The sequence below is a fragment of the Iodidimonas sp. MBR-22 genome (genome assembly GCF_029946565.1).
In the GTDB taxonomy this organism is placed as follows: Bacteria; Pseudomonadota; Alphaproteobacteria; order Sphingomonadales; family Rhodothalassiaceae; genus Iodidimonas; species Iodidimonas nitroreducens.
In genome coordinates this window covers 98,551-123,596 of record NZ_JARKVQ010000004.1, presented here as the reverse complement: position 1 = coordinate 123,596, position 25,046 = coordinate 98,551, and the positions used below count along the sequence as shown (strand labels likewise).

The window sequence follows — 25,046 nt, the reverse complement described above, 5'->3', positions numbered from 1 at the left end:
AAAGGATTCTAGAATGGCCGACGCCTTTATTTATGACGCTGTGCGGACCCCGCGCGGCAAGGGCCGCAAAGACGGCAAATTGCACGAAATCACCCCCATTCAGCTTGCGACCCAAGTGCTGGAAGGCCTGCGTGATCGCAATGAGCTGGATACCAGCCTTGTGGATGATGTGATTTTCGGCTGCGTTTCGCCGGTGGGTGAGCAGGGTGCCTGTATCCCCCGCGTGGCGGCCATCAATGCGGGCTATGCCGAATCGGTTGCCGGGGTGCAGATCAATCGCTTTTGCGCCTCCGGGCTTGAAGCCAGCAATATGGCCGCAGGCCAGGTGATGGCGGGCCAGGCCGATCTGATGATCGCGGGCGGTGTGGAAGGCATGAGCCGGGTGCCCATGGGATCGGACGGCGGCGCCTGGGCCACCGATCCGGCGGTGGCCATGCCCACCTATTTCGTGCCCCAGGGCATTTCCGCCGATCTGATCGCGACTAAATACGGCTATAGCCGCGATGATGTGGATGCCTATGCCATTGAAAGCCAGAAGCGCGCCAAGGCGGCATGGGACGACAAGCGCTTTGCCAGATCCATTTTGCCGGTAAAGGATGTGATCGGCGAGGTGGTGCTCGATCATGATGAGCATATGCGCCCTGAAACCGATATGCAGACATTGGGCGCGCTGAAGCCTTCATTCGCTGAATTGGGCGCCAATTACGGCTTTGATTCCGTGGCCTTGCAGCGCTATCCCGAATTGGAGCGCATCAATCATGTGCATCATGCGGGCAATGCATCGGGCATCGTGGATGGCTCGGCCGGGCTTTTGATCGGCAGCCGCGAAATCGGCGAACGCACGGGCATGAAGCCCCGCGCCCGCATCCGGGCCTATGCCTCCATCGGTTCGGAACCCACCATCATGCTCACCGGCCCGTCTTTTGCTGCGGAAAAAGCCCTGAAGCGCGCCGGGATGACCCCGGGCGACATTGATCTGTGGGAATTGAACGAGGCCTTTGCCGCCGTTGTTCTGCGCTTCATGGAAGCTTTGGATGTGGATCATTCCAAAATGAATGTGAATGGCGGCGCCATTGCCATGGGCCATCCGCTGGGGGCCACCGGCGCGATGATTTTAGGCACCATGGTTGATGAATTGGAGCGGTCGGGCAAATCCACGGCGCTGGTCACCTTGTGCATCGGCGCGGGCATGGGCACCGCCACCATCATCGAACGCGTTTGATCGCAAGACAGGGAAAACAGATTATGACCAAAACGATCAATTTTCGCATCGAAGACGGTGTGGCCATCATCGGTATTGATGTGCCGGGCCAATCGATGAATGTGATCACCGCCGATTTCACGTCTGAACTTGAGCAATCCATTGATAAAGTGCTGGCCGATGATGCCATCATCGGTGCCGTGATCTGCTCGGAAAAGCCCGCCTTCATGGCCGGGGCCGATCTGCGGATGCTGGGCGGCCTCTCGGCCATGGCGAAAACCGCCACACCGGGCGAGGTATTCCAGAATTCCGTGCGGCTCAACCGTATTTTGCGCAAGATGGAAACCGGCGGCAAGGATGCCAAAGAGCTTCAGCGTTCAAAAACCAAGCCTTTCATTGCCGCTATCAATGGCATGGCTTTGGGCGGTGGTTTTGAAATTCCCCTGGCCTGTCATCATCGCATCGCCGCCGATGATGGCTCGGTGAAGCTGGGCCTGCCCGAAGTGATGGTGGGGCTGCTGCCCGGCGGTGGGGGCACCCAGCGCCTGCCGCGCCTGATCGGTATTCAGGCCGCCCTTCAGTTTCTCTCCACCGGCAAGAACATGACCGGCAAGGAAGGGGTTGGCTTTGGGATCATCAAGGAATTGGTGGCCCGGGATCAACTGGTGGAAAAAGCAAAAGAGCTGGTGAAAGCCAATCCCAAGGCGATCCAGCCCTGGGATGAAAAAGGCTTCAAATATCCCGGCGGCGGCGGTGCCATGCATCCCGGTTCGGTGCAAACCTTCATGGCTGCCAATGCCATGGCGCGGGATAAAACCTACGGCAATTATCCGGCGGTGCAATATATCCTGTCTTCGGTTTATGAAGGCTCGATCGTGCCCATGGATATGGCTATCGAGATTGAAAGCAAATATTTCACCCGGCTCATCGTTGAAGGGCAGGCGGGCAATATGATCCGCACGCTGTTTGTCAATAAAACCGCTGCGGAAAAAGGCGCGCGGCGGCCTCAGGGCTTTGACAAAATGCCCACCAAAAAACTCGGCATGTTGGGCGCGGGCCTGATGGGCGCGGGTATTGCCTATGTCTCGGCAGCAGCGGGGATCGAGGTGGTGCTGGTTGATCGCGATCAGGCCTCGGCTGATCGGGGCAAGGATTATTCGGTGAAAATCGTCGAAAAAGCGGTGCAGCGCCGCAAGATGACGAAAGAAGACGGCGATGCCCTGCTCGCCCGCATCACCGCCACCGATGATTATACCAAATTGGCTCATGCCGATCTGGTGATCGAAGCGGTGTTTGAAGATCGCGCCCTGAAGGCCGATGTGACGAAACGCGCACTGGCGGTGACGGGTGATGACATCATCTTTGCCTCTAATACCTCGACCCTGCCGATCACCGGCCTTGCCGAAGCTTCATCGCAACCGCAGAATTTCGTTGGGATTCACTTCTTCTCACCGGTTGAAAAAATGCCGCTGGTGGAAATCATCACGGGTGAAAAAACTGGCGATGAAGCGATTGCCAAAGCCCTTGATTATGTGCAGCAGATCAAAAAAACCCCGATTGTGGTGAATGACAGCCGGGGCTTTTACACATCGCGTTCCTTCGGCACCTATGTGATGGAAGGCTATGCGATGGTTGCGGAAGGGATCAATCCGGCGCTCATTGAAAATGCCGGAAAGATGCTTGGCATGCCGGTCGGCCCGCTGGCTGTGGGCGATGAAGTGGCGATTGATCTGTCTTACAAGATCATGAACCAGACCAAAAAAGATCTGGGTGCCGATTATCAGGCCTCTCCGGGTGATGTGGTGGTCGATACCTTCGTTGAAAAGCTCGAACGCTTTGGCCGCAAAAACGGCAAGGGCATGTATGTTTACCCCGAAGATGGCGGCAAGAAATATATCTGGCCTGGCATTGCCGATCATTTTCCCCGCGCGGCCGAGCAGCCCACTGTGGACGAGGTGAAAACCCGCCTGCTGTATCGCCAGATCGTGGAATGTGCCCGTTGTTTTGCTGAAGGCGTGCTGACAACGCCCGAAGATGGCGATCTGGGGGCGATTTTCGGCTGGGGCTTTGCGCCCTGGACCGGCGGCCCCTTCAGCCATATGGATTTCATCGGTTTGTCCGCTTTCGTGGCCGAAGCCGACCGTTTGGCGGATCGCTATGGCGAGCGGTTCCGGGTGCCGGATCAGCTTCGCGAGATGGCCAAAAAAGGTGCGAGCTATTATCCGGAAACCAGCGCTGCGGCTGCTGAATAAAGCATCCAGCCTTGATCATTGTTATGGAAAGGGGGGCTTTCAGGCCTCCCTTTTTTTGCCACGGCCTTTTGCTTTTGCGCCTGTGATCGGTGGGGCCAGGGAGATCAGGCAAAAGCTTGGCTTGGAAAATAGACCACGGGCGTTGTATATGCCTGTGAACCCGTGAACCACCAATCCCCCAACCCCGAACCCCCCCAACCCCCAACCAATGTGCATCAATTCATGACCAGCAGTAATCTCACCCCCATCCCCGCCGAACTGCGCCGCCTTGCTCAAGGCTCGAACGCCTGGCCCTTTCAGGAAGCGCAGGCTCTGATCAAACGCATCGAGACGGGTGGATCGAAAAAGGGCGAGGTGCTGTTTGAAACCGGCTATGGGCCATCGGGCCTGCCGCATATGGGCACATTTGGGGAAGTGGTGCGCACATCCATGGTGCGCCATGCCTTTTCCCTGCTCAGCGATCTTCCTACCCGGCTGATCTGCTTTTCCGATGATATGGATGGGCTGCGCAAGGTGCCCACCAATATTCCCAATCAGGAGGCCATGGCGGTGCATCTGGGCAAGCCGCTCACCGCTGTGCCCGATCCCTTCGGCAGTCATGAAAGCTTTGCCCATCATAATAATGCCCGGCTGTGCGCCTTTCTCGATCAATTCGGTTTCGATTATGAATTCCGCTCAGCAACCGATTGTTATCGTTCGGGATTGTTCGATGAAACCCTGCTCAAGATTTTGCGCAATTATGATAAGGTGATCCGTGTCATCCTCCCCACATTGGGTGAGGAGCGGCGCAAAAGCTATTGCCCCTTTCTGCCCATCAGCCCCAAAAGCGGCGTGGTGTTGCAAACGCCCCTGATCGCTATGGATGCCGAAGCCGGAACGATCAGCTTTCATGATGAAGAGGGTGAGGCCTTCACCGTGCCGGTCACCGGCGGCCATGTCAAATGCCAGTGGAAAGTGGATTGGGCGATGCGCTGGGATGCGCTGGATGTGGATTATGAAATGGCGGGCAAGGATCTCATCGAATCGGTGAAGCTGTCATCGGCCATTCGGCGCATTCTGGGCAGCCGCCCCCCCGAAGGCTTTAATTACGAGCTGTTTCTCGACGAAAAAGGCGAGAAAATCTCCAAATCGAAGGGCAATGGCCTCACCATCGAGGATTGGCTGTCTTATGCCTCGCCCGAAAGCCTGTCGCTTTATATGTTCCACGCCCCCAAAAAGGCCAAGAAGCTGTTTTTCGATGTCATCCCCAAAACGGTGGATGAATATTATAGCTTCATCGCCAAATTCCACGAAGAAACACCGGAAGCGCAGCTTAAAAATCCCGCCTGGCATGTGCATCTGGGACAGGTGCCGCATTTCGATCTGCCGGTCAGCTTCAGCCTGCTGCTCAATCTGGTGTCCGCCAGCCACGCGCGGGATAAAGCCGCTTTATGGGGCTTTGTGTCCCGCTATCAGAAGGGGGTTTCGGCGACAAGCCACCCCGAGCTTGATCGCCTGATGGGCTATGCCTTGGCCTATTATCGCGATTTCGTGGCCCCCACCAAATCTTTCCGCGCCCCTTCGGAGATGGAGCGGGCGGCGATGGAAGATCTGCTTACCCGGCTTGATCAATTGCCAGATAATTGCGATGCCGAAACAATCCAGACAGAGGTTTATGAATCTGGAAAAAGCCAACCGTTTGATAGTTTGCGCGATTGGTTCAAGGCGCTTTATGAAACCCTGCTCGGGCAAAGCCAGGGGCCGCGCTTTGGCGGCTTCATCGCGCTTTATGGCCTTGAAAACAGCAAGACCCTGATCCGCGATGTGTTGGCTGGCAAAAGCCCGAGCTGAGGCAAAAGCCCCTCTCTTATTCGCTGATCACCCCAAGCTGCACCCCATAGCCGCGATAATGGCGGCTGTTCAGGTCTTTTTGATTGGCGGCCTTGCGATCTTCGATGGGCTGGGCGCGCACGGCTTCAAGGCGGCGGGCATAGAAATCATTGAAATCATCCACGCCCATGCCCAAAATCACCCGGTTCATATAATTGAACAAGGCGGCCACCTTATTGGTATCGGCTACCGCCGTTTCATTCCAGCCGGCATCCAGAATGGCCGCCACATCGGCTTTGGTGACATCGGATGGCCGGATCGTCAGCTTGCCGGCATAGGCAAGGATCGGCCGCAGGGCATCATCGATGGGGGCGGTCGCCAGATCATCCAGCAAAGCCGGGGTCACATCCGGGCCAAAGCCATAGCTTTCCGCATAAACCCGGTGCGCATTATAGCAAAAATGGCAGTGATTGAGGCCCGAAACATAAGCAGCGATCAATTCTCGCTCGCCGATGCTGAGCGGGCTTTCACCGCGTAAAACAACATCATGAAAATCAAAAAGCGGCTCCCAGGCGACAGGAAAGCCCTTGATCACATCCGATAGATTGGTTTTCTTGGGCAAAGACGGTAAAAACGACATCAACGGTCCTTCAGATGATTGTTTGACTATCATACAAGTTTAAGCGGTGGATTTTCATCCGGCAAGAGATCGATCCCGTTCTTCACGCGCTTGGGATGACGCCTTCGGGATCAGGCTCTTGAGAGAGAAGCGGGCCGAGGCTGATGGGCCATATGGGGATCAGAACAAATCGCGCAGGCCGGGTCTTTTCCCAGCCCCACGGTTCGGGTGATGGCATCCCGGGCATTGAACAGGATCATGCGCCCGGCCAGGCTCTCCCCCACATCCATCAGTTCCCGCATGGCTTCTAAAGCAGCCCAGCTTCCCATCACCCCGGCAACCGCCCCCAAAACCCCCGTTGCGGCGCAGGATTGCTGCGCTTCATCCGCAGGGGGGGCCGGCACCAGACATTGATAGCAGGGGCGATCCGGCAGATACCCCTTGAACACGGAAAGCTGTCCTTCAAAAGGCCCGATGGCTGCCGAAACCAGCGGAATTGCCAAAGCCACCGCCGCTTCATTCACCGCCAGCCGGGTGGTAAAATTATCCGATCCATCAAGGATCAGATCATAACCACGAAGCAAAGAGGCGGCATTGCTCGCATCAAGGCGCATCTCGTGCACATCAACCCTAACATCGGGATTGATCGCCCCCAAACGTTCGGCTGCCGCCTGCCCTTTGGATCGCCCGATATCCGAGGTGCCATAAAGGATCTGGCGCTGCAAATTCGACAGGCTCACCCGATCATCATCAAGGATGCCGAGATGGCCGACCCCTGCCGCAGCCAGATAAAGGGCTGCGGGCGAGCCGATCCCTCCGGCCCCGATGAGCAATATCCGGGAGGCCAGCAAGCGCTGCTGCCCGGACCCGCCCACCTCATGCAGGATAATGTGCCGGGCATAGCGCTCCAGCTGTTGATCTGATAGCTCCATAATCCCTCGAAGGCGGCGATCGCCCCGCATAAACTGTGATGATCCCATAATAGAGGATCACAAGGCATGATGCCACAGATCAATCCGCAGCGCAGGCTTGCCAAGGGGTGCGAAGGGCTCCAGTCAGGCGCTTTGCAAGAGTCGTGCGGGGCTCGTGCTCTCCGCGCTATTGGAATTTCCTGATTGCGCCTGCTTCACCAGATCGGCAATCAGCACGCGATCAAGACGCTCCATCACTTCACGATCAAGGGTCTCGAAAATCGGCAGCACGATCAATTCGCCCAGTTCGGATGCGCTTTCATGCTCATTGCTTTCATCGCCGCCATCCAGACCCCGGATCACCCCAACGATTTCGCCGATGCTGATCCGTTCCGCCGGACGGGCAAGACGATAGCCCCCCCGCGGTCCCCGTACGCCTTTTAAGATATCGCATCGCACCAAACGCTGAAGAACCTGCTCCAGATAGCGTTCGGGGATTTGCTGGCGCCCGGTGATTGCACGCGATTGCACTGGCGCTGTTTGGCCATGAAGCGCAACATAAACAACCGCTTCAACAGCATAGATCATCTTTTTGGAGAATCTGAACATTTCTAAAACTCAACCCTACATTGACATAATCAGACATAAAACATATGTATTTTGGGTGACAGAAAGTTCAGATCACGTCCAATCACGCATTCGCGAAATGTGTTCACAATCCCGTGGACCCAAAGCCGCCCTTGCCTCGGTCCGTTTCGCCTAAATCTTGTGTTTCCACAACTTTTGCCTGTGCCACGGGAGCGATCACCATTTGGGCAATGCGCTGGCCCCGATCTATCGTATAAGCTGCATCCCCATGATTTATAATAATAATATTAATCTCACCACGATAATCGGCATCGATGGTTCCGGGCGCATTCAACACCGTGATGCCGTATTTGATGGCTAAACCCGAGCGCGGCCTGATCTGGGCCTCAAAACCAGCGGGCAAAGCCATCGCCAAACCGGTTGGAATCAGCGCTCTTTGGCCGGGCGCCAAGGTTTTTGGCGCATCTAATGCCGCGAGCAGATCCATCCCGGCGCTGTCTTTTGTGGCATAGGATGGCAGATCCAGCCCCTCAGCATGGGGCAGGCGCATCAGCGGGATGCAAACGGTTTCATCGGGGGGCTTCAGCATCGGATCAGCCTTCAATTTTACAGATTGTCATCAAATCAGTGTATTTTGGAGCGCGACTCGGCGACGTCGGTTGCGGGGGATTTTTTAAAATGATCGGCAATCCTTAAGGCCAGCCTCTGCGCGATGGCGTGCTTGCTCGCCCGTTCCCAGCGTTCCGTGCCCGCATCGCTGATCAGGGTAATGGCATTGTCGTCGCCCCCCATCACGCCGCTGCCGTTCGACACATCATTGGCCACAATCCAATCGCAGCCCTTGCGCTGTCTTTTCGCCTCGGCATGGGCCAGCAGCTTTTCGGTTTCCGCCGCAAAACCCACCATCAGCTTTGGGCGATCCGCCCCCAGCCCGCATAAGCTGGCCAGAATATCGGGGTTTTCCGCGAATTGCAGCACCGGGGCTTTGCCATCATCCGTTTTCTTGATTTTTTGGACACCTGCCCCTACCACTTTCCAATCCGCCACCGCCGCCACGCACAGGGCCAGATCGGCTGGCAAAGCCGCTAGGCTGGCCGCCAGCATCTCATCCGCACTCACCACATCGACCCTATCCACGCCTTTTGGGGTAACGAGCCCCACCGGGCCGGATACCAGCGTGACCCGGGCGCCGAGGGCGGCCAGCGCCCCGGCAATGGCAAAGCCCTGCTTTCCCGAGGAGCGATTGGCAATATAGCGCACGGGATCGATCTGTTCGTGGGTGGGGCCGGCTGTCACCAAAGCATGAAGCCCGGAAAGCGGCAATCCTTTCGGACCCGAAAAGAATGATCTGACGGAGGCGAGGATGTCCTGCACCTCGCTCAGGCGGCCCGCGCCGATCTCGCCACAAGCCATCATGCCGCTGGCCGGGCCAACAAAAGAGATGCCATCGGCCTCAAGCAAAGCGCGATTGCGCCGGGTGGCCGGATGCGCCCACATTTCCACATTCATCGCCGGGGCGATCATCACCGGCTTATCGGTAGCCAAAAGCGCTGTGCTGGCCAGATCATTGGCCAGCCCATGGGCCATTTTAGCCATCAGATCTGCGGTTGCGGGGGCCACCAGCACCAGATCGGCTTCCCGCGAAAGGCGGATATGGCCCATTTCCGCCTCATCGGTGAGGGAAAACAGATCCATATAGCATTTATCCTGACTGAGGCTGGAGACCGCCAAAGGGGTGACGAATTGCGCCCCGGCATTGGTGAGGATGCAGCGCAGCCGCGCCCCTTCATCTTGCAGCCTGCGAATGAGTTCAAGGGATTTATAGGCCGCAATCCCGCCCCCGATGATCAGCAAAATGCGTTTTCCATGCAGCACGGCGTGTCACCCTTTCCAGCTTCTTCTATGATCGGCCATCTTTAATCCGTTCACAAACGGCCCACAATCCATCCCAATATAACCGCCCCCGCGGCCAGCAGTGCAATGCCCGGCCAGCCTTCCAGCCCCATCCGCTCAGGGTTTGGGCGGTCTTTTTCGTCGCGCACTTTCGTTTCCAGATCCTCCATCAGATCCGAAGCGCGGCGCACAAGCTTTGGTAAAAGGCCCAGACTTTCGATCACCGTGTTCACATGATCGGCCAGTGCCACTTCGGGGCTGAGCTGATCACGCATCCAATCCCCGATCACCGGACGCGACAAGGCCCACATATTCGCCTCGTGATCCAGATGGAGCGCCATGCCTTCCACCATCACCATCGAACGCTGCAACAACAATAATTGCGGCTGGGTTTCCATGCCAAAGGCTTCGGTGGTGGCAAAAAGCTGCCCCAAAAGCCGCCCTGCCGAAACCGAGCGCACGGGTCGCCCGAAAATCGGCTCGGCCACCGCGCGCATGGCCTGGGCAAAGGTTTCTTCGGATTGATCGGCCGGCACATAGCCTGCCGAAAAATGCCAGCGCGCCACCCGGCGATAATCCTTTTGCAAAAAGCCATACAGAATTTCCGCCAGATAACGCCGGGATTCCCGATCGAGCCGCCCCATGATGCCGAAATCCAAGGCCACCACATTGCCTTCGGCATCCACAAACAGATTGCCCTGATGCATATCGCCATGGAAAAACCCATCGCGCATGGCCTGCAATAAAAAGGCCCGCACGATGGTGGAAGCCAAAGCCCGGCGATCCAATCCCGCCGCATCAAGGCGATCCACATCGCTCAAGGGAATGCCATCGATCCATTCCAGGGTCATCATATGGCCGGTGGTGCGCTCCCAATCGATCAGCGGGATGCGATAGCCCGGTTCACCCGCCATATTTTCCGCGAGTTCGGAAGCCGCCGCGGCTTCCAGCCGCAGATCAAGCTCGCTCGCCACCGTTTGCACCACCGTTTCCACCACCGCCACCAGCCGCAGCCTTCGGGCTTTTGGCACGGTGCGTTCAGCAAAACGGGCGAACCATGAAAAAGCCGCCAGATCGCGTTCAAAGGCGGCTTCGATCCCCGGACGCAAAACCTTGACCGCCACCGCCATGCCCTCAGGCGTGCGCGCTTTATGAACTTGCGCAATCGAGGCGGCGGCCACGGGTTCGGGGGAAAATTCGGCAAAGCACTCTTCAAGGGGGCGGCCCAGTTCGGCTTCGATGATGGCGCGCACGCGATCCGCCGGGAAGGGGGGCAGGCGATCTTGCAATTGGCGCAGATCCAAAGCCACATCATGGCCGATCAGATCGGGCCGGGTGGCCAGCATCTGCCCCAGCTTGATATAGGCGGGGCCCAGATCCTGCAAGGCGGCGGCCAGCCTTTTGCCCCGCCTTTCGGCCAGACCCTTGCGGCGGCGGACAAAGCGCGTAGCCAGCCGCACGATCAGCTTCAAACCCGCCGGCGCGCGCCCCACATCATCGATCCAGAATAAAGCATCATGACGCGCCAAAGCACGGGCCACGGCCAAAAATCGCAAGATATGGCGCAAGGATTCAAACACGATAAAGCCCTTTGATCACAGCTTCCAGCCGCTGTGGATGGCGCAAACACCGCCCGATAAAAGCCGATGGCTGAGCTTGCTGAACCCTGCCCTGCCGCACATGGCCTCAAATGTCAAAGGATCGGGAAAACGGCGGATGCTTTCCACCAGATAGCGATAGGATGGCGCATCATCAGCCAGCCATTGGCCAAAGCGCGGGATCATTGCATCGCTATAGCGGGCATAAAGCCGATCCAGAAGGGGCAGGGCCAGATGCGGGCAAAATTCAAGACACAGGAAATGCCCGCCATATTTGAGCACCCGATAGGCTTCCGACAGGGCTTCATCGATCCGCGTGACATTACGAATCCCAAAGGCAATCGTATAGGCATCCACCGTTTGATCGGGCAGGGGCAGATGCTGGGCATCGCCGCACAACCAATCCATGCGGCCTTTTATCCCCAGCTTTTCAGCCCGCTGGCGGCCCACCCCCAGCATCGCATCATTGATATCCAGAATGGTCACATGGCCCTGGCCGCCAGCCCCTTTCAAAAAGCGAAAGGCAATATCCCCGGTGCCCCCGGCCACATCAAGGAGATGCATCCCGGCGCGGGGATTGAGGCTATCGATGAGGCTCGATTTCCACAGGCGATGGAGGCCGCCGCTCATCACATCATTCATCAGATCATAGCGCCCGGCCACGCTTTTAAACACATCATGCACCCGCCGGGCCTTGTCGGCTTCGGCCACCGGCTGATTGCCAAACCATGCGGTTTTACCCGCAGGATCGGCGGTTTGCTCCGGATCGGCGGCAAGCGGGGGGCGGGTTGGGGTTTTGGCGGTCATTTCCATGCTCTGGCTGTGGCTTGACATCGGGTCTTGTCCATGTGATTGCGGCCCGAACATAGCGAAGCTTTTCCTGCGATACCAGCATGTGATGGCAGCAAAGGGCGCTGGCAAAGGCGCAATGGATCAGCCTAAACTGATTTCGCACCCCATAGAACGGATCTGGCCATGCCCGAATTGCCCGAGGTTGAAACGGTTTGTCGCGGCTTGCGCCCGGTTCTGGAAGGGGCTGAGATCACCCGGCTGCTGACCCGGCGCGAAGGGTTGCGGCGGCCCTTTCCCCTCGATCTGGCGCAAAGGCTGGTGGGGCGGCGGGTGGCCGGAGTCAGCCGGCGGGCCAAATATATCCTGATCTCGATGGACGGCGGCGATGCCAGTGTTCTGATTGTGCATCTCGGGATGTCGGGGCGGGTGAAGGTGGATCTGCCGGGATGCGACCACCGGGAGCCGGGGCGGCATGATCATCTGATCATCCAAACCCGGGACGGCGCCCAGATCATGCTCAATGATGCCCGCCGATTCGGTCTGGTCGCCCTTGCCGATGCGGCAAGCCTTGCGGATCATCCGCTATTGGGGCATTTGGGCCCCGAACCCTTCAGCGATGGCCTTGATGCGGCCTATTTGCTTGGCGCGTGCCAAAAGCGCGCCACATCGATGAAAATGCTGTTGATGGATCAGCAGGTGATCGCCGGGCTTGGCAATATCTATGTAAGCGAATCGCTTTATCGGGCCGGGATTTCGCCCCGGCTGAAGGCCGCCCGCCTCAGCCGCAAACGCGCCGAAGCCTTGATCGAGGCGCTGCGGGCGGTTTTGGAGGAAGCGATTCTGGCGGGGGGCTCCAGCCTGCGCGATCATGCCGGGATCAATGGCGAACTGGGCACATTCCAGCATGGTTTCAAGGTTTATGGCCGCGCTGATGAGGCCTGCCTTGCGGACGATTGCGGGCAATCCATCAAACGAATCATTCAGGCCGGGCGTGCCACATTCTATTGCCCGGGCTGCCAGCGCTAGGCCCGAGAACCAAAGCGATGAGCGGGCCCTGATGGGGGGATGGCAAACATATTTTGCAATAGTCGCCGCTTGGGGCTAAGCAGGGTCGCCTGAACGGTCGGGCCGCTGGTCTGATCATCCTGATCGCAAGTCCGCACAACAGATGAGGTGCGCCATGTCTTATGAAACCATCCTTCTCGACAAGCGCGAGGCTGTCGGCATCATCACGCTCAATCGCCCAAAGGCGATGAATGCGCTCAATAATCAGTTGATGGATGAGTTGACTGCAGCCCTGCGCGATCTGGAAGGCGATGATGAGATCGGCTGCATCCTGATCACCGGCAGCGACAAGGCTTTTGCCGCCGGGGCCGATATCAAGCAGATGGCCGATAAAAGCTATCGCGATGTTTTCATGGAAGATTTCATCAGCGCCAATTGGGAAGAAGCGAGCCGTGTGCGCAAGCCGATCATTGCCGCCGTTGCGGGCTATGCTTTGGGTGGCGGATGCGAACTGGCGATGATGTGCGATTTTATCATTGCCGCCGATACGGCCAAATTCGGCCAGCCCGAAATCACCATCGGGGTGATCCCCGGCGCCGGGGGCACCCAAAGGCTGACCCGCTTCATCGGCAAATCCAAAGCCATGGATATGGTGCTCACCGGTCGCCATATGGATGCTGCAGAAGCTTTGGCTTCGGGTTTGGTGGCGCGGGTGGTGCCAGCGGATGATCTTTTGGATGTGGCGCTGGATGCCGCCGAAAAAATCGCCGGCTTTTCCCGCCCGGCGGTGATGATCGCCAAAGAATCGGTCAATCGCGCCTATGAAACCACCTTGAATGAAGGGATGCGCTTTGAACGCCGGGTCTTTCATTCGCTCTTTGCCTTTGAAGATCAAAGCGAAGGCATGGCGGCTTTCATAGAAAAACGGCGTCCGCAGTTCAAAAATCGCTAAAAAGCAGCCGGGAAGGGCGGAACGGCAGTTGACCTTGTTCGCCGTCCCCTCTATAGAGCGCATCTTAGTTTTGAAGGGCAGAGTCTGCCATGCGGGGTGATCCGCAAGAAGCCCGGGCTCTTTTGTTTGTCCTCGTTTGATTGTCTGAGAAGGTTTTAGATATGGCCAATACGCCGCAATCGAAAAAGCGCGTTCGTCGCAATGATCGTCGCACCGTTATCAATACGGCGCGCCGTTCCCGCATTCGTACCTTTATCAAAAAGGTAGAACTGGCCCTTGAATCAGGGGATCAGGCTGCGGCTGCCGATGCGTTCAAGGTGGCTGAACCCGAAATCAAACGGGGTGTCTCCAAAGGCGTTTTGCATAAAAACACGGCCTCGCGCAAAGTGTCGCGGCTGACCCGCCGGATCAATGCCCTGAGTGTTTGAAGTTTTGGGCGTTTGAGGCGTTCAATCTGAACGTTTAAGCACATCTGAATCACAAGAGCCTGCATTCCTGCGAATGCGGGTTTCTTGTTTTAAAGGGTCTTTCGGGCGGAATTGCAAGGCTCCCGATTCGACGACCGAGCCACATTTTATGCGATCCCATTCAAATTCATAACACGCATTACCTGTATTCAGCGGTTGATGATTCTGGCCTTTCCGCTTTCCGCCTCCCTATGGGTCTGCAACCACCCTATATATGGTAGGTATCCCCCCGCGCACTGCATAGGGCTTTCAGAATCTGCATCTTCAACCATGGAATCGGTTGCAGCCAATCCATGCGGGATGTAGCTTCTGTGGTCATGCTGGACGAGGCAAAGAAATAGAAACTGTTCAAATGTATTAAAATACAATCAAATGAACAGAATAAGTGATGCGATAGATTGCGAATAATATTCGTCCAACAATTACGATAGAGCAGCGTTTAAATATGCCGAAAGGCATGCCGCTTTTATGCGAATAATGATACCTTTGTTTTCTATAGAGTGACTATGAAACAAGGGATGGGTGCAGATCGGGGAACAGGCGTGGCCAATCCTAAAGCCGAAACACAACAGACGCCGGATCAGCAAATGGGGCATGATCATGAGCATTGGCGTTGGGTTCAAAGCCAGTTGAAGCGTGAATATGGCCAGGCGCAATTTGATCGCTGGCTCAGGCCCTTGCAATTATCCACGATCAGCGGCGGCGTTGCCCGGCTCAGTGTCCCCACCGATTTCATGCGCGATTGGGTGGAACGCAATTATCTCAATCGCATCCGATCCCTGATGGCCACAGGCCCCGATCCGATTGCCGATGTGTGTGTTGATGTGGTTTTGGATGATGGGGAAGAGCTGTCTGCCAGCTCCCGGCAGAATGAGCTTCACAAGATTGGCGCGTCTTTGAATGGCGTGCAGTACAATCAGGCGGGCATCAGCCCCGCAACCCATGCCAATGCCCGGCTGGGTTCGGCCATCAAAAGCTATGCCAGCGGACAGCGTGCAGCGGCCGCGCCAACACAAGACCCGGGCCTGCAGGCGCATAATCAATCCATGGCCGATGGGGTCGAGGGTTTGGGCGGACGGCTGGAGCCCCGCTATAGCTTCGAAACCTTTGTGGTGGGCAAATCCAATGCCTTTGCCCATGCTGCGGCCCGCCGGGTGTCGGAATCCCAAAGCGTGCCGTTCAATCCCCTGTTTTTGCATGGCGGTGTGGGGCTGGGGAAAACCCATCTGATGAACGCTATCGCCTGGGAATATTCCCGGCTCTATCCCGAGCGCCGGGTGATGTATATCTCGGCTGAAAAATTCATGTATCAGTTCATCGCATCGGTGCGTTATCGCGATACCATGTCATTCAAGCAGCAATTCCGCTCGGTGGATCTTTTGATGCTGGATGATTTCCAGTTCATCGCTAACAAGGATTCAACGCAGGAAGAATTTTTCCACACCTTCAACGCCCTGATCGAAAGCCAAAAGCAGCTCATTATTTCCGCCGATCGCTCGCCCACCGATCTGGAAGGCTTTCAGGAACGAATCGTTTCGCGGCTGGGCTGGGGGCTGGTGGCGGATATTCACCCCACCGATTATGAATTGCGGCTGGGGATTTTGCAAAGCAAGGCGGAAGCCTTGAGCGATCTTGAAATCCCGATGGATATTCTTGATTTTCTGGCCCGCAAAATCACCTCGAATGTGCGCGAGCTGGAAGGCGCGCTCAATCGGGTGGTGGCTTATGGCCAGCTCGTGGGCCGCGCCATCACCATCGATGTGGTGCGCGAAGTTCTGGCTGATCTGTTGCGGGCCAATGATCGCAAGATCAATATCGATGATATTCAAAAAGCGGTGGCCGATCATTATAATCTGCGGGTCAGCGAAATGCTCTCGGAACGGCGCTCACGCAATATCGCCCGCCCGCGTCAGGTGGCCATGTATCTTGCCAAGAAGCTGACCCAGCGATCCCTGCCCGAGATAGGCCGCAAATTCAGCGGGCGCGATCATACAACGGTGATCCATGCGGTGAAAAAGATTGATGATCTGCGCCATTCCGATGCCACATTGGATGATGATCTCACCCGCCTCACCCGCCGCCTTCAGGGCTGATCACCCCCGTACTCAGCAAAGATCGTGCCTTGATGGCGAAAATTTAACGAAAAAGTGACACCAAGCGATGATTGTCTGCTTGTGCTGGGCTATTGTGTGCGGGAACGTCTCGCCAAATTGCTTTAAACTGTTTAGAAGCATTAGGATGATGCATCCCGGATCGGCCATCCGGTTTTGAAACGAGGGGCGTTTTGGGCATCATGCCAGCAGATTGGAGACAGAAAAAATGACCGAAAAAGCCAACAAGCCGGATTATTATGAATTTTTCGTCGGCGAGCACAGCTCGATGGAAGGGGCGGAAATGTCGATCACCGGCACCGCCCGCATCGATGGCAGGCTCACCGGAAAAATCTATGCCGATCATCTGATCGTGGGGGAAACCGGTTATGTTGCAGGCGAAATCTCGGGCCAAAGCGCCGAGATCAGCGGCACATTGGAGCAATCCATTACCCTCAAGAAAAAGCTCAAGGTGATGAAATCGGGGCGGGTCAGCGGCCGCATTTCCTATGGCAGCATCGATATCGATGAAGGGGCCACCATCACCGGCGAGCTGCATACCGATAGCGACAAGACCAGCGGTGTTTTCTCGGATAGTGAATCCCGATTGAATCAGGTTTCAAAAGCTTTGGGCTTTGCATCGGGCAGTGAAGCCCCGCGCCCGCCCGCCTATCCCGAAGAACGGCCACAGGCCCCGGGCAATGCCAATTATGACAATGGTCGTCCCGACGATAAATACGACGATTGATCCTGAGAGGAAAACCGGGTCGGCGATGGTGCCGACCCAAAGAGATCATCAGGGTGCGGCTTCAAGGCAGATCATGCGATCCTTGTATTTTCATCTGACCAAAAACGGAATGTTTGATGGCGCGTGAACGAACGATTCCCGCCGTTATTTTTGCCAATGCAAAAGGCGGTGTCGGCAAAAGCACGCTTGCCCTTCTCACCGCCCTGTGCATGGCGGCGCAAGGCAAGCGCATCTGCTTCATCGATCTCGATCAGCAGAAATCCGGCGAAAAATCCCTTGCCCGCTTCATCGGTGATGGCCGCATCGATGTGGCGCATGTGGAATGGCCCGGGCGCGATAGCTATGAAGCCTATGAGCGCCTGTTTGATCCCACCCATGCAATCGATAATGACCGGTTCGATCTGATCGTGATCGATACGCCAGCGGGGATTGATCCTGAAGATCTGTTGTTTTTATCCGCCTTTGATCTGATCCTCATCCCCACCTCCTCATCGGATATGGATCTCAATGCCACCCAGCGCTTTGTGGGGCGGCTTTTGCAAAGCGGCGCTATGCAGGCAGGCGAACGTCGCACGCTTCAGATCATGCTCGCCCCCAATATGATCGATGATCTTGAAGATCTGCGTCAGGTTCGCACCCAGATCCGCACGATCGGGACCATGCCGCCGGTGCATTATTCCGCCGATGTGCGCCGGGCCATGCAATCTTATGTGGGGGAAATGAAAATCGTTGAGGCGATCCGCGCGAATAAGGAATTTTTCAGTCGCCTGATGGTGTGGCTGACCCAGGCCCAAACCCGCGCCGATCTCGCATCACGGCCATAGGGTGCGACCGATCCGTCGCCTTTGTGCCGCCCTTCCTCCACCCTTGTGCCACCCTGGCCGGGAAAGCGGTGAAAAAACCGGCTCATATCGCGTGAAAAAGTAAAAAAACGGCTGTCAGAACGTGGATTTCTGCTATGGTTCCTGCCTTGAGCCTGAAAGGCTCAGGATCATCTCACAGCCCTTCAACAGACAAGCGCCGATCTTATGAAATTCACTATCGAACGAAATGCGCTCCTGAAAGCGTTGAGCCATGTGCAAAGCGTGGTGGAAAAGCGGAATACCATCCCCATTTTGTCCAATGTGCAGATCGAAGCGGTTTCGGGTCGGCTGGGGCTGACCGCTACCGATCTCGATCTCGCCATTATCGAGCATACGGATGCCGATATCGGCGAAGAGGGGGCCACCACCGTTCCGGCCCATACCCTGCACGATATCGTGAAAAAGCTGCCCGATGGGGCGCAGGTGGGGTTTGGTCTTGATGATCGCAAGCTGGTTTTGAAGGCCGGTCGGTCGCGCTTTACCCTGTCATGCCTGCCTAAGGAAGATTTCCCGGTGATGAGCGCCGGTGATCTGCCGCACCGCTTCAAGCTGCCCGCCCGGGACATGAAGCGTTTGATCGATAAAACCCGGTTTGCCATTTCCACGGAAGAAACCCGCTATTATCTCAATGGCATTTATCTGCATGTGGCCGAAGGGGCGCAGGGGCCAAGGCTGCGCGCCGTGGCCACCGATGGCCATCGTCTGGCGCAGGTGGATGCGGCGCTGCCCGATGGTGCGGCAGGGATGCCCGGCATTATCATTCCGCGCAAAACGGTACTGGAAATCCAGAAGTTGATCGATGAATTTGATGGCGATCTGGGGATTGATCTGTCGGATACCAAGATCCGTTTCCATTTTGGCCATGCGGAAATCACCTCGAAGCTGATCGATGGCACCTTCCCCGATTATTCGCGGGTGATCCCCGAAGGCAATGATCGCGTGCTGACCATCGGCTGCGAAGATTTTGCTGAAGCCGTGGATCGCGTTTCCACCATCAGTTCCGACAAATCACGATCCGTGAAGCTGGCGCTGGATGGCGACAAGATCACTTTATCGGTGACCAGCCCGGAAAATGGCACCGCCACCGAAGAATTGGCCGCCAGCTATAGCGCCGATAGCATGGAGATCGGCTTTAATTCGCGTTATCTGCTGGATATTCTCGATCAGGTGGATGGCGATCAGGTGGAAGCCCGGTTGGCCGATGCCGCCTCGCCCACGGTTTTGCGCGATAGCAGCGATGAAACGGCGCTTTATGTGCTGATGCCCATGCGGGTGTGATGGCCAGCCGCCACAGGATCGGCCACATAATCAGCCAAGCCATCGACAAGGCCCATTCAAACGGTGATGAAACAGGGATAAGAGCGATCAGCGCGATGCCCCGATCAACGCATCAGGCCCAATCCTTGAAGCCCGGGGATGCGGTTGCCTATGAGCAGGCGGACGCCCGGCAGCAATCCGGGCCTCGGCGGGCTTCGTCCTGTTTCATTGCCCGCCTTGATCTGGCGCATTTCCGCTCTTATCCTCATTTATCCTTGCGCCTTCCGATCCATGAAACGGCCCCCGCGCCGGTGGTGCTGGTGGGCCCCAATGGGGCGGGCAAAACCAATTTGCTGGAAGCCTTGTCGTGCCTGTCTCCGGGCCGTGGCCTGCGCGGGGCGGGCCTACATGAAATCACCGCCATGGGATCATCGGCGCCCTGGGCGGTCCATGCCCGGCTGCATCGCCCTGATGCTGTTTTTGAAATCGGTACCGGCCTTGCCCCCGGTATATATGCCGATTCTGAGGGTGATGATGAGGGGGGCGCAAGCCGCCGCGTGGTGCGGATCGATGGAGAAACGGTCTCGGGCAGCGGGCATCTGGCCCGGATTGTATCGGTTTTATGGCTGACCCCGGCCATGGATCGGCTGTTTATGGAGGCGGGATCGGGGCGGCGGCGCTTTCTGGATCGTATCGTGCTTGCCCTGCATGGCGATCACAGTCGGCAGGTCAATGCCTATGAACGGGCCATGCGCGAACGCAACCGGCTTTTGAGCGAACGCGGACCGGGCTTTGATAACGCCTGGCTTTCGGCGCTGGAAGCCCGGATGGCGGCGCATGGGGTGGCGATTGCGGCGGCCCGGCTGGAAACGCTTGATGATCTTGGCCAGCGGCTGAAAGCAATCCCCGAAGGGCCTTTTCCCCTGCCCCTGATCAGCCTTCAGGGCTATATCGAGGATCAATTGGCGATCAGCAGCGCGCTGGAAGCCGAAGAAGCCTTTAAAAGCCATCTGGCCGCCATGCGTCGGCGCGATGCGGCTGCGGGCCGCACGGGGGATGGGCCGCATCGCTCCGATCTGATCGTTGTGCATCAGGAAAAGGCCATGCCGGCGCATTTATGTTCCACCGGCGAGCAGAAAGGGCTATTGATCTCTATCATTCTGGCCCATGCTGATATGACCGCCGATCAAACCGGGCACACGCCGATCCTGTTGCTCGACGAAGTGGCCGCCCATCTGGATGAAGACCGCCGCGCTGCTTTGTTCGAGCGGCTTTTGGCGCTTGGCGGCCAGGCTTTCATGACCGGAACCGATGCCGCCTTGTTTGCGGCCCTTGGCGGGCGTGCCGATATTTTCCATATTGGCGATGGACAGGTGCGGCTGGGGAGCGGTGCGCCGTAGTGGGAAAACCGGGGCGGGAAAACCGGGCCCAAATATCCGGCCCGCGATAAGCACGTTTTTGACCTTTATCGAGACTGAGAGAAAATATGAGCGATATGAAAAAAAGTGAACGGGATCAAGCCGTAGAAGATTATGGTGCGGACTCGATCAAGGTCTTGAAGGGGCTGGATGCGGTCCGCAAGCGCCCCGGCATGTATATCGGCGATACCGAAGATGGCTCGGGCCTGCATCATATGGTGTTTGAAGTCACCGATAATGCCATCGATGAATCGCTGGCGGGCTATTGCGATCAGGTCACCATCCTTCTCAATCCCGATGGCTCGTGCACGGTATCCGATAATGGCCGGGGTATCCCCACCGCCATCCATGAAGAAGAAGGCGTTTCAGCCGCGCAGGTGATCATGACCCAGCTTCATGCCGGGGGTAAATTCGATCAGAATTCCTATAAGGTCTCAGGCGGTCTCCATGGGGTGGGTGTTTCGGTGGTGAATGCCTTGTCGGATTGGTTGGAACTGACCATTTGGCGCAATGACAAGGAACATTGGATGCGCTTCGAGCGCGGCGAGCCGGTGGCCGATCTGGTGGAACGGGGCAGTGCCCATGGCCAAAGCGGCACCCGCATCACCTTCCTGCCATCCAAGGATACCTTCGTTCATACCGAATTCGATTTTGCCCGCCTCGAACACCGCTTTCGCGAACTGGCCTTTCTCAATTCCGGAGTGCGCATCCAGATCGAGGACAAGCGTTCGGTAGAACCGAAGACCGTCAATCTGTTCTATGAAGGCGGCATCACGGCCTTTGTGAAATATATCGACCGCACCCGCAATTCGGTGATCGGCGAGCCGGTATCGATGATCGGCGAACGGGAAGGCATCACCGTTGAGGTGGCGATGCAGTGGAACGACAGCTATCACGAGAATGTCTTTTGCTTCACCAATAATATTCCCCAGCGCGATGGCGGCACCCATCTGGCGGCTTTCCGCGCGGCGCTGACCCGTACGGTCAATAATTATGCCAATGAGTCGGGTCTGGCCAAGCGGATGAAAGTCACCTTGTCGGGGGATGATGCCCGTGAAGGGCTGTCTGCGGTGCTGAGCGTGAAGGTGCCGGATCCGAAATTCTCCAGCCAGACCAAAGACAAGCTGGTGTCATCCGAAGTGCGCCCGGCGGTGGAGCAGATCGTCGCCGATAAGCTTGGCCAGTGGTTTGAAGAGCATCCCAATGAAGCCCGTTCGGTGGTGCAGAAAATCGTTGATGCCGCCTCTGCCCGCGAAGCTGCGCGAAAAGCGCGTGAGCTGACCCGCCGCAAAGGTGCGCTCGATATCGCCTCTCTGCCCGGAAAACTTGCCGATTGTCAGGAACGCGACCCGGCCAAATCAGAGCTGTTCATCGTCGAGGGCGATTCCGCCGGTGGCTCAGCCAAACAGGGCCGCCATCGCGGCTTTCAGGCGATTTTGCCCCTGCGCGGCAAGATTTTGAATGTGGAACGGGCGCGCTTTGATCGGATGCTTGCCTCCAATGAAATCGGCACGCTGATCACCGCCCTTGGCACCGGGATCGGCCGCGATGATTTCAATATCGAAAAGCTGCGCTATCACAAGATCATCATCATGACCGATGCCGATGTGGATGGCGCCCATATCCGCACCTTGCTCCTTACCTTCTTTTATCGCCAGATGCATGAGCTGATCGCGCGGGGGCATCTTTATATCGCCCAGCCGCCCCTTTATAAGGTGAGCCGTGGACGATCCGAGGTTTATCTGAAGGATAACAAGGCGCTGGAAGATTATCTGATGGGCAATGGCCTTGTGGATGCCCTGCTCGAAGATGGCGACGGTGTGCAGCGCACCGGCGAGGATCTGGCTCAACTGGTCAGCGAAGGGCGGCAGATCCGCGCCCTTCTCGATGGGCTGCCCAGCCGCTATAGCAGAATTCTGGTCGAAGCCCTGAGCCTTGTTGGCGGCTTGAACAGCCAGACCCTGAATGACCCCGACCGCGCCCGTGCCGCCGCCGCCAAAGCCGCCGCATGGATGAACCAGCTTGCCAGCACCGAAGATCAGGCGGGATGGAGCGGCGAACTGGCCGCAGATGGCGGCTATCATTTCATTCAGGATGTGCGGGGGATTGCGGATCATCATATGGTGGATGCGGCCCTCGTCGATTCTGCCGAGGCCCGGCGCCTTGATGAACGGGTGCGCCCGCTGGCGGCGCTGTTTACCAATGCCGTGACCCTGCGCCGCAAGGAAGGGGCGGTGAAAGCCGTGCGTCCCACCGAGCTTTATGACGGCGTGCTTGCCTTTGGTCGCAAGGGGTTGTCGATCCAGCGCTATAAGGGCTTGGGGGAAATGAACCCCGGCCAGCTTTGGGAAACCACCCTCGATCCCGATGTCCGCTCGCTTTTGCAGGTGAAGATCAATCAGGCCGATGAAGCCGATGAAATGTTCACCCGGCTGATGGGCGATCTGGTAGAGCCCCGGCGCAATTTCATTCAGGATAATGCCTTGAATGTTGCCAATCTGGATGTGTGATCGGGGCGGAAAGCGCCCTACTATCCTTGCCAAAGCCATATTTGTTCTTGAAGCTCAAGCCTGATGGCCAGAAAAACCCGCAATCATCCGATCGATACCCGCGATCGGCCCGTGCCACCAGCGGCGGGCCGGGGCCGGGGCCGCAAGGAGGGGCGGGAGAGTCAATCCGGCGCGGCCCGCCCACAAGGTGCCACCAATCCGCCAGCAAAGGGGGGGCCGCCCCATTCCAGACCCTCTTCTGCCGCCAGCAAAGGAGGGGCCACGCGCCGCCGCAGGCCCATCAGGCGCGCGCTTTACTGGTTTGCCATCCTGCTGGTGTGGGGGGGCATTCTGGGGGTGCTGAGCTTTATCTGGATCGCCCATGATCTGCCCGATGTGAGCAATCTGCCGCCGCCGGGCCAGGAACGCACGGTGACCGTGAAAAGCGTGACCGGGGCCACCCTTGCCAATTATGGTCCTGTGCGGGGCCAATGGCTGGCTTATGAGTCGATCCCCGAAGTGATGATCCTCGCCCTGCTCTCGATCGAGGATCGCCGGTTTTTCAATCATAGCGGTGTGGATATTCTGGGGATCGGCCGGGCCGTTCTCGCCAATCTCCGCGCTGGCGGCGTATCGCAGGGGGGCTCGACCCTGACCCAGCAATTGGCGAAAAATCTGTTTTTAAGCTCGGAACGCAGCCTGAAGCGCAAGGCGCAGGAACTGCTGCTGGCCCTTTGGCTGGAGCGGGCCTACAGCAAGGAGCAGATCCTGACGCTTTATTTGAACCGGGTTTATTTCGGAGCCGGAACCTATGGCATCGATGCGGCCAGTGAAACCTATTTCGGCCATAGTGCCCGACGCCTGAGCCTGGCGCAGGCGGCCATGCTGGCGGGTCTTGTCAAGGCGCCTTCGCGCCTTGCGCCCTCCCATAATTATGCCGGTGCCTTGCAGCGATCCGAACAGGTGCTGGCGGCGATGGTGGATACCGGCTTTATCACAGCCCTTGCGGCAGATCGCGCCCGCAATCAGCCCCCTCCTTTGGCCGAGGATGCCGCCGGGCCCGATATCCGCTATTTCACCGATTGGGTACGCAGCCGCGCCGATGCATTGCTGGATCATCCGGCGGGGGGGATCACCATTCTCACCAGCCTTGATCTCACCGCGCAAACGGCTGCCGAACAGGTGCTGCGCGCCCATCTCGATGAGCGCGGCAAAAAATTGGGGGTCGAGCAGGGGGCGCTGGTGGCTCTGGCCCCCGATGGAGCGGTGCTGGCGATGATGGGGGGCCGGTCTTATGGCCAAAGCCAATATAATCGGGTGACCCAGGCCCGCCGACAGCCGGGATCGGCCTTCAAGCCTTTCGTTTATCTGGCGGGATTGGAAGCTGGGCTTTCCCCCGAAACCATTTTTGTCGATGGCCCGGTGACGGTCGATGGCTGGTCGCCCCAGAATTTTTCCGAAGGTTATGCCGGGCCCATCAGCCTGCGTCAGGCCTTTGCCCGGTCCTTGAATACCGTGGCGGTCAGGGTCTCTCAGCATGCGGGCCCAAAGGCGGTTGCCGCTCTTGCCCGGCGTTTTGGCATCGAAAGCCCATTGCAGGCCGTGCCCAGCCTTGCTTTGGGGGCCTCGGGGACAACGCTGCTTGAACTGACATCGGCCACCGCCTCCCTTGCCAATGGCGGCGAGGCGGTCAAACCCTATGCGATTATCGAAATCCATGATCGCACGGGCCAGACCCTTTATCGCTTCACTCCCCCCGCACCCCGCCGGGTGGCGAAGCCCGATCAGGTGGCTGCGATTGTATCCATGATGGGGGATGTGATCACCGAGGGCACCGGGCGGGCGGCACGCATCGATCGCCCGGCGGCAGGGAAAACCGGCACCAGTCAGGATTATCGCGATGCTTTATTCGTGGGCTTCACCAGCGATCTGGTGGCGGGCGTGTGGGTGGGCAATGATGATGATCGGCCCACAAAGCAGGTCACCGGCGGCAGCCTGCCCGCCCAGATCTGGCATGATTTTATGATCGATGCCCATGTGGGGCGGCCGGTGCGGCCCTTACCCGCCTTACAAAATCCGCAAAATTAAGGGCGA

At 57.6% G+C, this 25,046-nt stretch carries 20 protein-coding genes; 13 read left to right on the top strand and 7 right to left on the bottom strand.

From position 1 onward, the window contains the following. Nucleotides 1-13 precede the first annotated feature (13 nt). From QK300_RS04800 to QK300_RS04790, 3 genes are all read left to right on the top strand, one after another. On the top strand, nt 14-1,222 hold the full coding sequence (locus QK300_RS04800) for an acetyl-CoA C-acetyltransferase (protein ID WP_281300531.1): 1,209 nt from the start codon (nt 14-16) through the stop codon (nt 1,220-1,222). Nucleotides 1,223-1,245: 23 nt separating this feature from the next. Further along, nucleotides 1,246-3,453, top strand: coding sequence for a 3-hydroxyacyl-CoA dehydrogenase NAD-binding domain-containing protein (locus tag QK300_RS04795; RefSeq protein WP_281300532.1), 2,208 nt, complete (start codon nt 1,246-1,248; stop codon nt 3,451-3,453). 222 nt (nt 3,454-3,675) lie between these two features. After that, nucleotides 3,676-5,283, top strand: coding sequence for a lysine--tRNA ligase (locus QK300_RS04790; RefSeq protein WP_281300533.1), 1,608 nt, complete (start codon nt 3,676-3,678; stop codon nt 5,281-5,283). Between the two features lie 16 nt (nt 5,284-5,299). Here QK300_RS04790 and QK300_RS04785 read toward each other — a convergent pair whose 3' ends face one another. From QK300_RS04785 to QK300_RS04755, 7 genes are all read right to left on the bottom strand, one after another. Then, the gene (locus QK300_RS04785; protein ID WP_281300534.1) at nt 5,300-5,902 is read right to left on the bottom strand and encodes a peroxidase-related enzyme; all 603 of its coding nucleotides are present in this window, start codon (nt 5,900-5,902) and stop codon (nt 5,300-5,302) included. Nucleotides 5,903-6,012: 110 nt separating this feature from the next. Further along, the gene (locus QK300_RS04780; protein ID WP_281300535.1) at nt 6,013-6,813 is read right to left on the bottom strand and encodes a HesA/MoeB/ThiF family protein; all 801 of its coding nucleotides are present in this window, start codon (nt 6,811-6,813) and stop codon (nt 6,013-6,015) included. Between the two features lie 123 nt (nt 6,814-6,936). Then, a complete protein-coding gene (locus QK300_RS04775; RefSeq protein ID WP_281300536.1) occupies nt 6,937-7,401 on the bottom strand; it encodes an Rrf2 family transcriptional regulator in 465 nt (154 codons plus the stop codon). Nucleotides 7,402-7,504: 103 nt separating this feature from the next. Continuing rightward, the gene (gene dut, locus QK300_RS04770; RefSeq protein WP_281300537.1) at nt 7,505-7,969 is read right to left on the bottom strand and encodes a dUTP diphosphatase; all 465 of its coding nucleotides are present in this window, start codon (nt 7,967-7,969) and stop codon (nt 7,505-7,507) included. Nucleotides 7,970-8,004: 35 nt separating this feature from the next. After that, on the bottom strand, nt 8,005-9,255 hold the full coding sequence (coaBC, locus tag QK300_RS04765) for a bifunctional phosphopantothenoylcysteine decarboxylase/phosphopantothenate--cysteine ligase CoaBC (RefSeq protein WP_281300538.1): 1,251 nt from the start codon (nt 9,253-9,255) through the stop codon (nt 8,005-8,007). A gap of 50 nt (nt 9,256-9,305) precedes the next feature. Beyond that, a complete protein-coding gene (ubiB, locus tag QK300_RS04760) occupies nt 9,306-10,853 on the bottom strand; it encodes a 2-polyprenylphenol 6-hydroxylase (protein WP_281300539.1) in 1,548 nt (515 codons plus the stop codon). A 15-nt stretch (nt 10,854-10,868) separates the two neighbouring features. Continuing rightward, on the bottom strand, nt 10,869-11,705 hold the full coding sequence (locus QK300_RS04755) for a class I SAM-dependent methyltransferase (protein WP_281300540.1): 837 nt from the start codon (nt 11,703-11,705) through the stop codon (nt 10,869-10,871). Nucleotides 11,706-11,846: 141 nt separating this feature from the next. Between QK300_RS04755 and mutM the strand changes: the two genes are divergently transcribed. The 10 genes from mutM to QK300_RS04705 all read left to right on the top strand — a co-directional run bounded on the left by mutM (nt 11,847) and on the right by QK300_RS04705 (nt 25,040). Then, nucleotides 11,847-12,689, top strand: coding sequence for a bifunctional DNA-formamidopyrimidine glycosylase/DNA-(apurinic or apyrimidinic site) lyase (gene mutM, locus QK300_RS04750; RefSeq protein ID WP_281300541.1), 843 nt, complete (start codon nt 11,847-11,849; stop codon nt 12,687-12,689). Between the two features lie 154 nt (nt 12,690-12,843). Further along, nucleotides 12,844-13,620, top strand: coding sequence for an enoyl-CoA hydratase (locus QK300_RS04745; RefSeq protein WP_042082706.1), 777 nt, complete (start codon nt 12,844-12,846; stop codon nt 13,618-13,620). Nucleotides 13,621-13,781: 161 nt separating this feature from the next. Continuing rightward, entirely contained in the window at nt 13,782-14,048 is a 267-nt protein-coding gene (gene rpsT / locus QK300_RS04740) for a 30S ribosomal protein S20 (RefSeq protein ID WP_281300542.1), read from the top strand. A 581-nt stretch (nt 14,049-14,629) separates the two neighbouring features. Next, nucleotides 14,630-16,180: a chromosomal replication initiator protein DnaA gene (gene dnaA / locus QK300_RS04735; protein ID WP_281320819.1), complete on the top strand. Its 1,551-nt coding sequence runs from the start codon at nt 14,630-14,632 to the stop codon at nt 16,178-16,180. A gap of 226 nt (nt 16,181-16,406) precedes the next feature. Continuing rightward, nucleotides 16,407-16,925: a polymer-forming cytoskeletal protein gene (locus tag QK300_RS04730; RefSeq protein WP_281300544.1), complete on the top strand. Its 519-nt coding sequence runs from the start codon at nt 16,407-16,409 to the stop codon at nt 16,923-16,925. A 116-nt stretch (nt 16,926-17,041) separates the two neighbouring features. Next, entirely contained in the window at nt 17,042-17,749 is a 708-nt protein-coding gene (locus QK300_RS04725; protein ID WP_281300545.1) for a ParA family protein, read from the top strand. 204 nt (nt 17,750-17,953) lie between these two features. After that, nucleotides 17,954-19,066 carry a DNA polymerase III subunit beta gene (gene dnaN / locus QK300_RS04720; protein ID WP_281300546.1) on the top strand — a complete coding sequence of 371 codons (1,113 nt, stop codon included), beginning with the start codon at nt 17,954-17,956 and terminating at the stop codon, nt 19,064-19,066. A gap of 95 nt (nt 19,067-19,161) precedes the next feature. Beyond that, the gene (gene recF, locus QK300_RS04715) at nt 19,162-20,445 is read left to right on the top strand and encodes a DNA replication/repair protein RecF (protein ID WP_281300547.1); all 1,284 of its coding nucleotides are present in this window, start codon (nt 19,162-19,164) and stop codon (nt 20,443-20,445) included. Between the two features lie 95 nt (nt 20,446-20,540). Beyond that, a complete protein-coding gene (gene gyrB / locus QK300_RS04710) occupies nt 20,541-22,973 on the top strand; it encodes a DNA topoisomerase (ATP-hydrolyzing) subunit B (protein ID WP_348651825.1) in 2,433 nt (810 codons plus the stop codon). 63 nt (nt 22,974-23,036) lie between these two features. Next, nucleotides 23,037-25,040 carry a penicillin-binding protein 1A gene (locus tag QK300_RS04705; RefSeq protein WP_281300549.1) on the top strand — a complete coding sequence of 668 codons (2,004 nt, stop codon included), beginning with the start codon at nt 23,037-23,039 and terminating at the stop codon, nt 25,038-25,040. The last annotated feature ends 6 nt before the right edge of the window (nt 25,041-25,046 follow it).

Coding starts and splice junctions, on each gene's coding strand:
- gyrB (WP_348651825.1), top strand. CDS start 20,541: ATGAAAAAAAGTGAACGGGATCAAGCCGTAGAAGATTATGGTGCGGAC.
- rpsT (WP_281300542.1), top strand. CDS start 13,782: ATGGCCAATACGCCGCAATCGAAAAAGCGCGTTCGTCGCAATGATCGT.
- QK300_RS04755 (WP_281300540.1), bottom strand. CDS start 11,705: ATGTCAAGCCACAGCCAGAGCATGGAAATGACCGCCAAAACCCCAACC.
- QK300_RS04730 (WP_281300544.1), top strand. CDS start 16,407: ATGACCGAAAAAGCCAACAAGCCGGATTATTATGAATTTTTCGTCGGC.
- QK300_RS04795 (WP_281300532.1), top strand. CDS start 1,246: ATGACCAAAACGATCAATTTTCGCATCGAAGACGGTGTGGCCATCATC.
- QK300_RS04705 (WP_281300549.1), top strand. CDS start 23,037: ATGGCCAGAAAAACCCGCAATCATCCGATCGATACCCGCGATCGGCCC.
- dut (WP_281300537.1), bottom strand. CDS start 7,969: ATGCTGAAGCCCCCCGATGAAACCGTTTGCATCCCGCTGATGCGCCTG.
- QK300_RS04790 (WP_281300533.1), top strand. CDS start 3,676: ATGACCAGCAGTAATCTCACCCCCATCCCCGCCGAACTGCGCCGCCTT.
- QK300_RS04780 (WP_281300535.1), bottom strand. CDS start 6,813: ATGGAGCTATCAGATCAACAGCTGGAGCGCTATGCCCGGCACATTATC.
- mutM (WP_281300541.1), top strand. CDS start 11,847: ATGCCCGAATTGCCCGAGGTTGAAACGGTTTGTCGCGGCTTGCGCCCG.
- QK300_RS04725 (WP_281300545.1), top strand. CDS start 17,042: ATGGCGCGTGAACGAACGATTCCCGCCGTTATTTTTGCCAATGCAAAA.
- QK300_RS04800 (WP_281300531.1), top strand. CDS start 14: ATGGCCGACGCCTTTATTTATGACGCTGTGCGGACCCCGCGCGGCAAG.
- QK300_RS04785 (WP_281300534.1), bottom strand. CDS start 5,902: ATGTCGTTTTTACCGTCTTTGCCCAAGAAAACCAATCTATCGGATGTG.
- QK300_RS04775 (WP_281300536.1), bottom strand. CDS start 7,401: ATGTTCAGATTCTCCAAAAAGATGATCTATGCTGTTGAAGCGGTTGTT.
- QK300_RS04745 (WP_042082706.1), top strand. CDS start 12,844: ATGTCTTATGAAACCATCCTTCTCGACAAGCGCGAGGCTGTCGGCATC.
- recF (WP_281300547.1), top strand. CDS start 19,162: ATGCCCCGATCAACGCATCAGGCCCAATCCTTGAAGCCCGGGGATGCG.
- dnaN (WP_281300546.1), top strand. CDS start 17,954: ATGAAATTCACTATCGAACGAAATGCGCTCCTGAAAGCGTTGAGCCAT.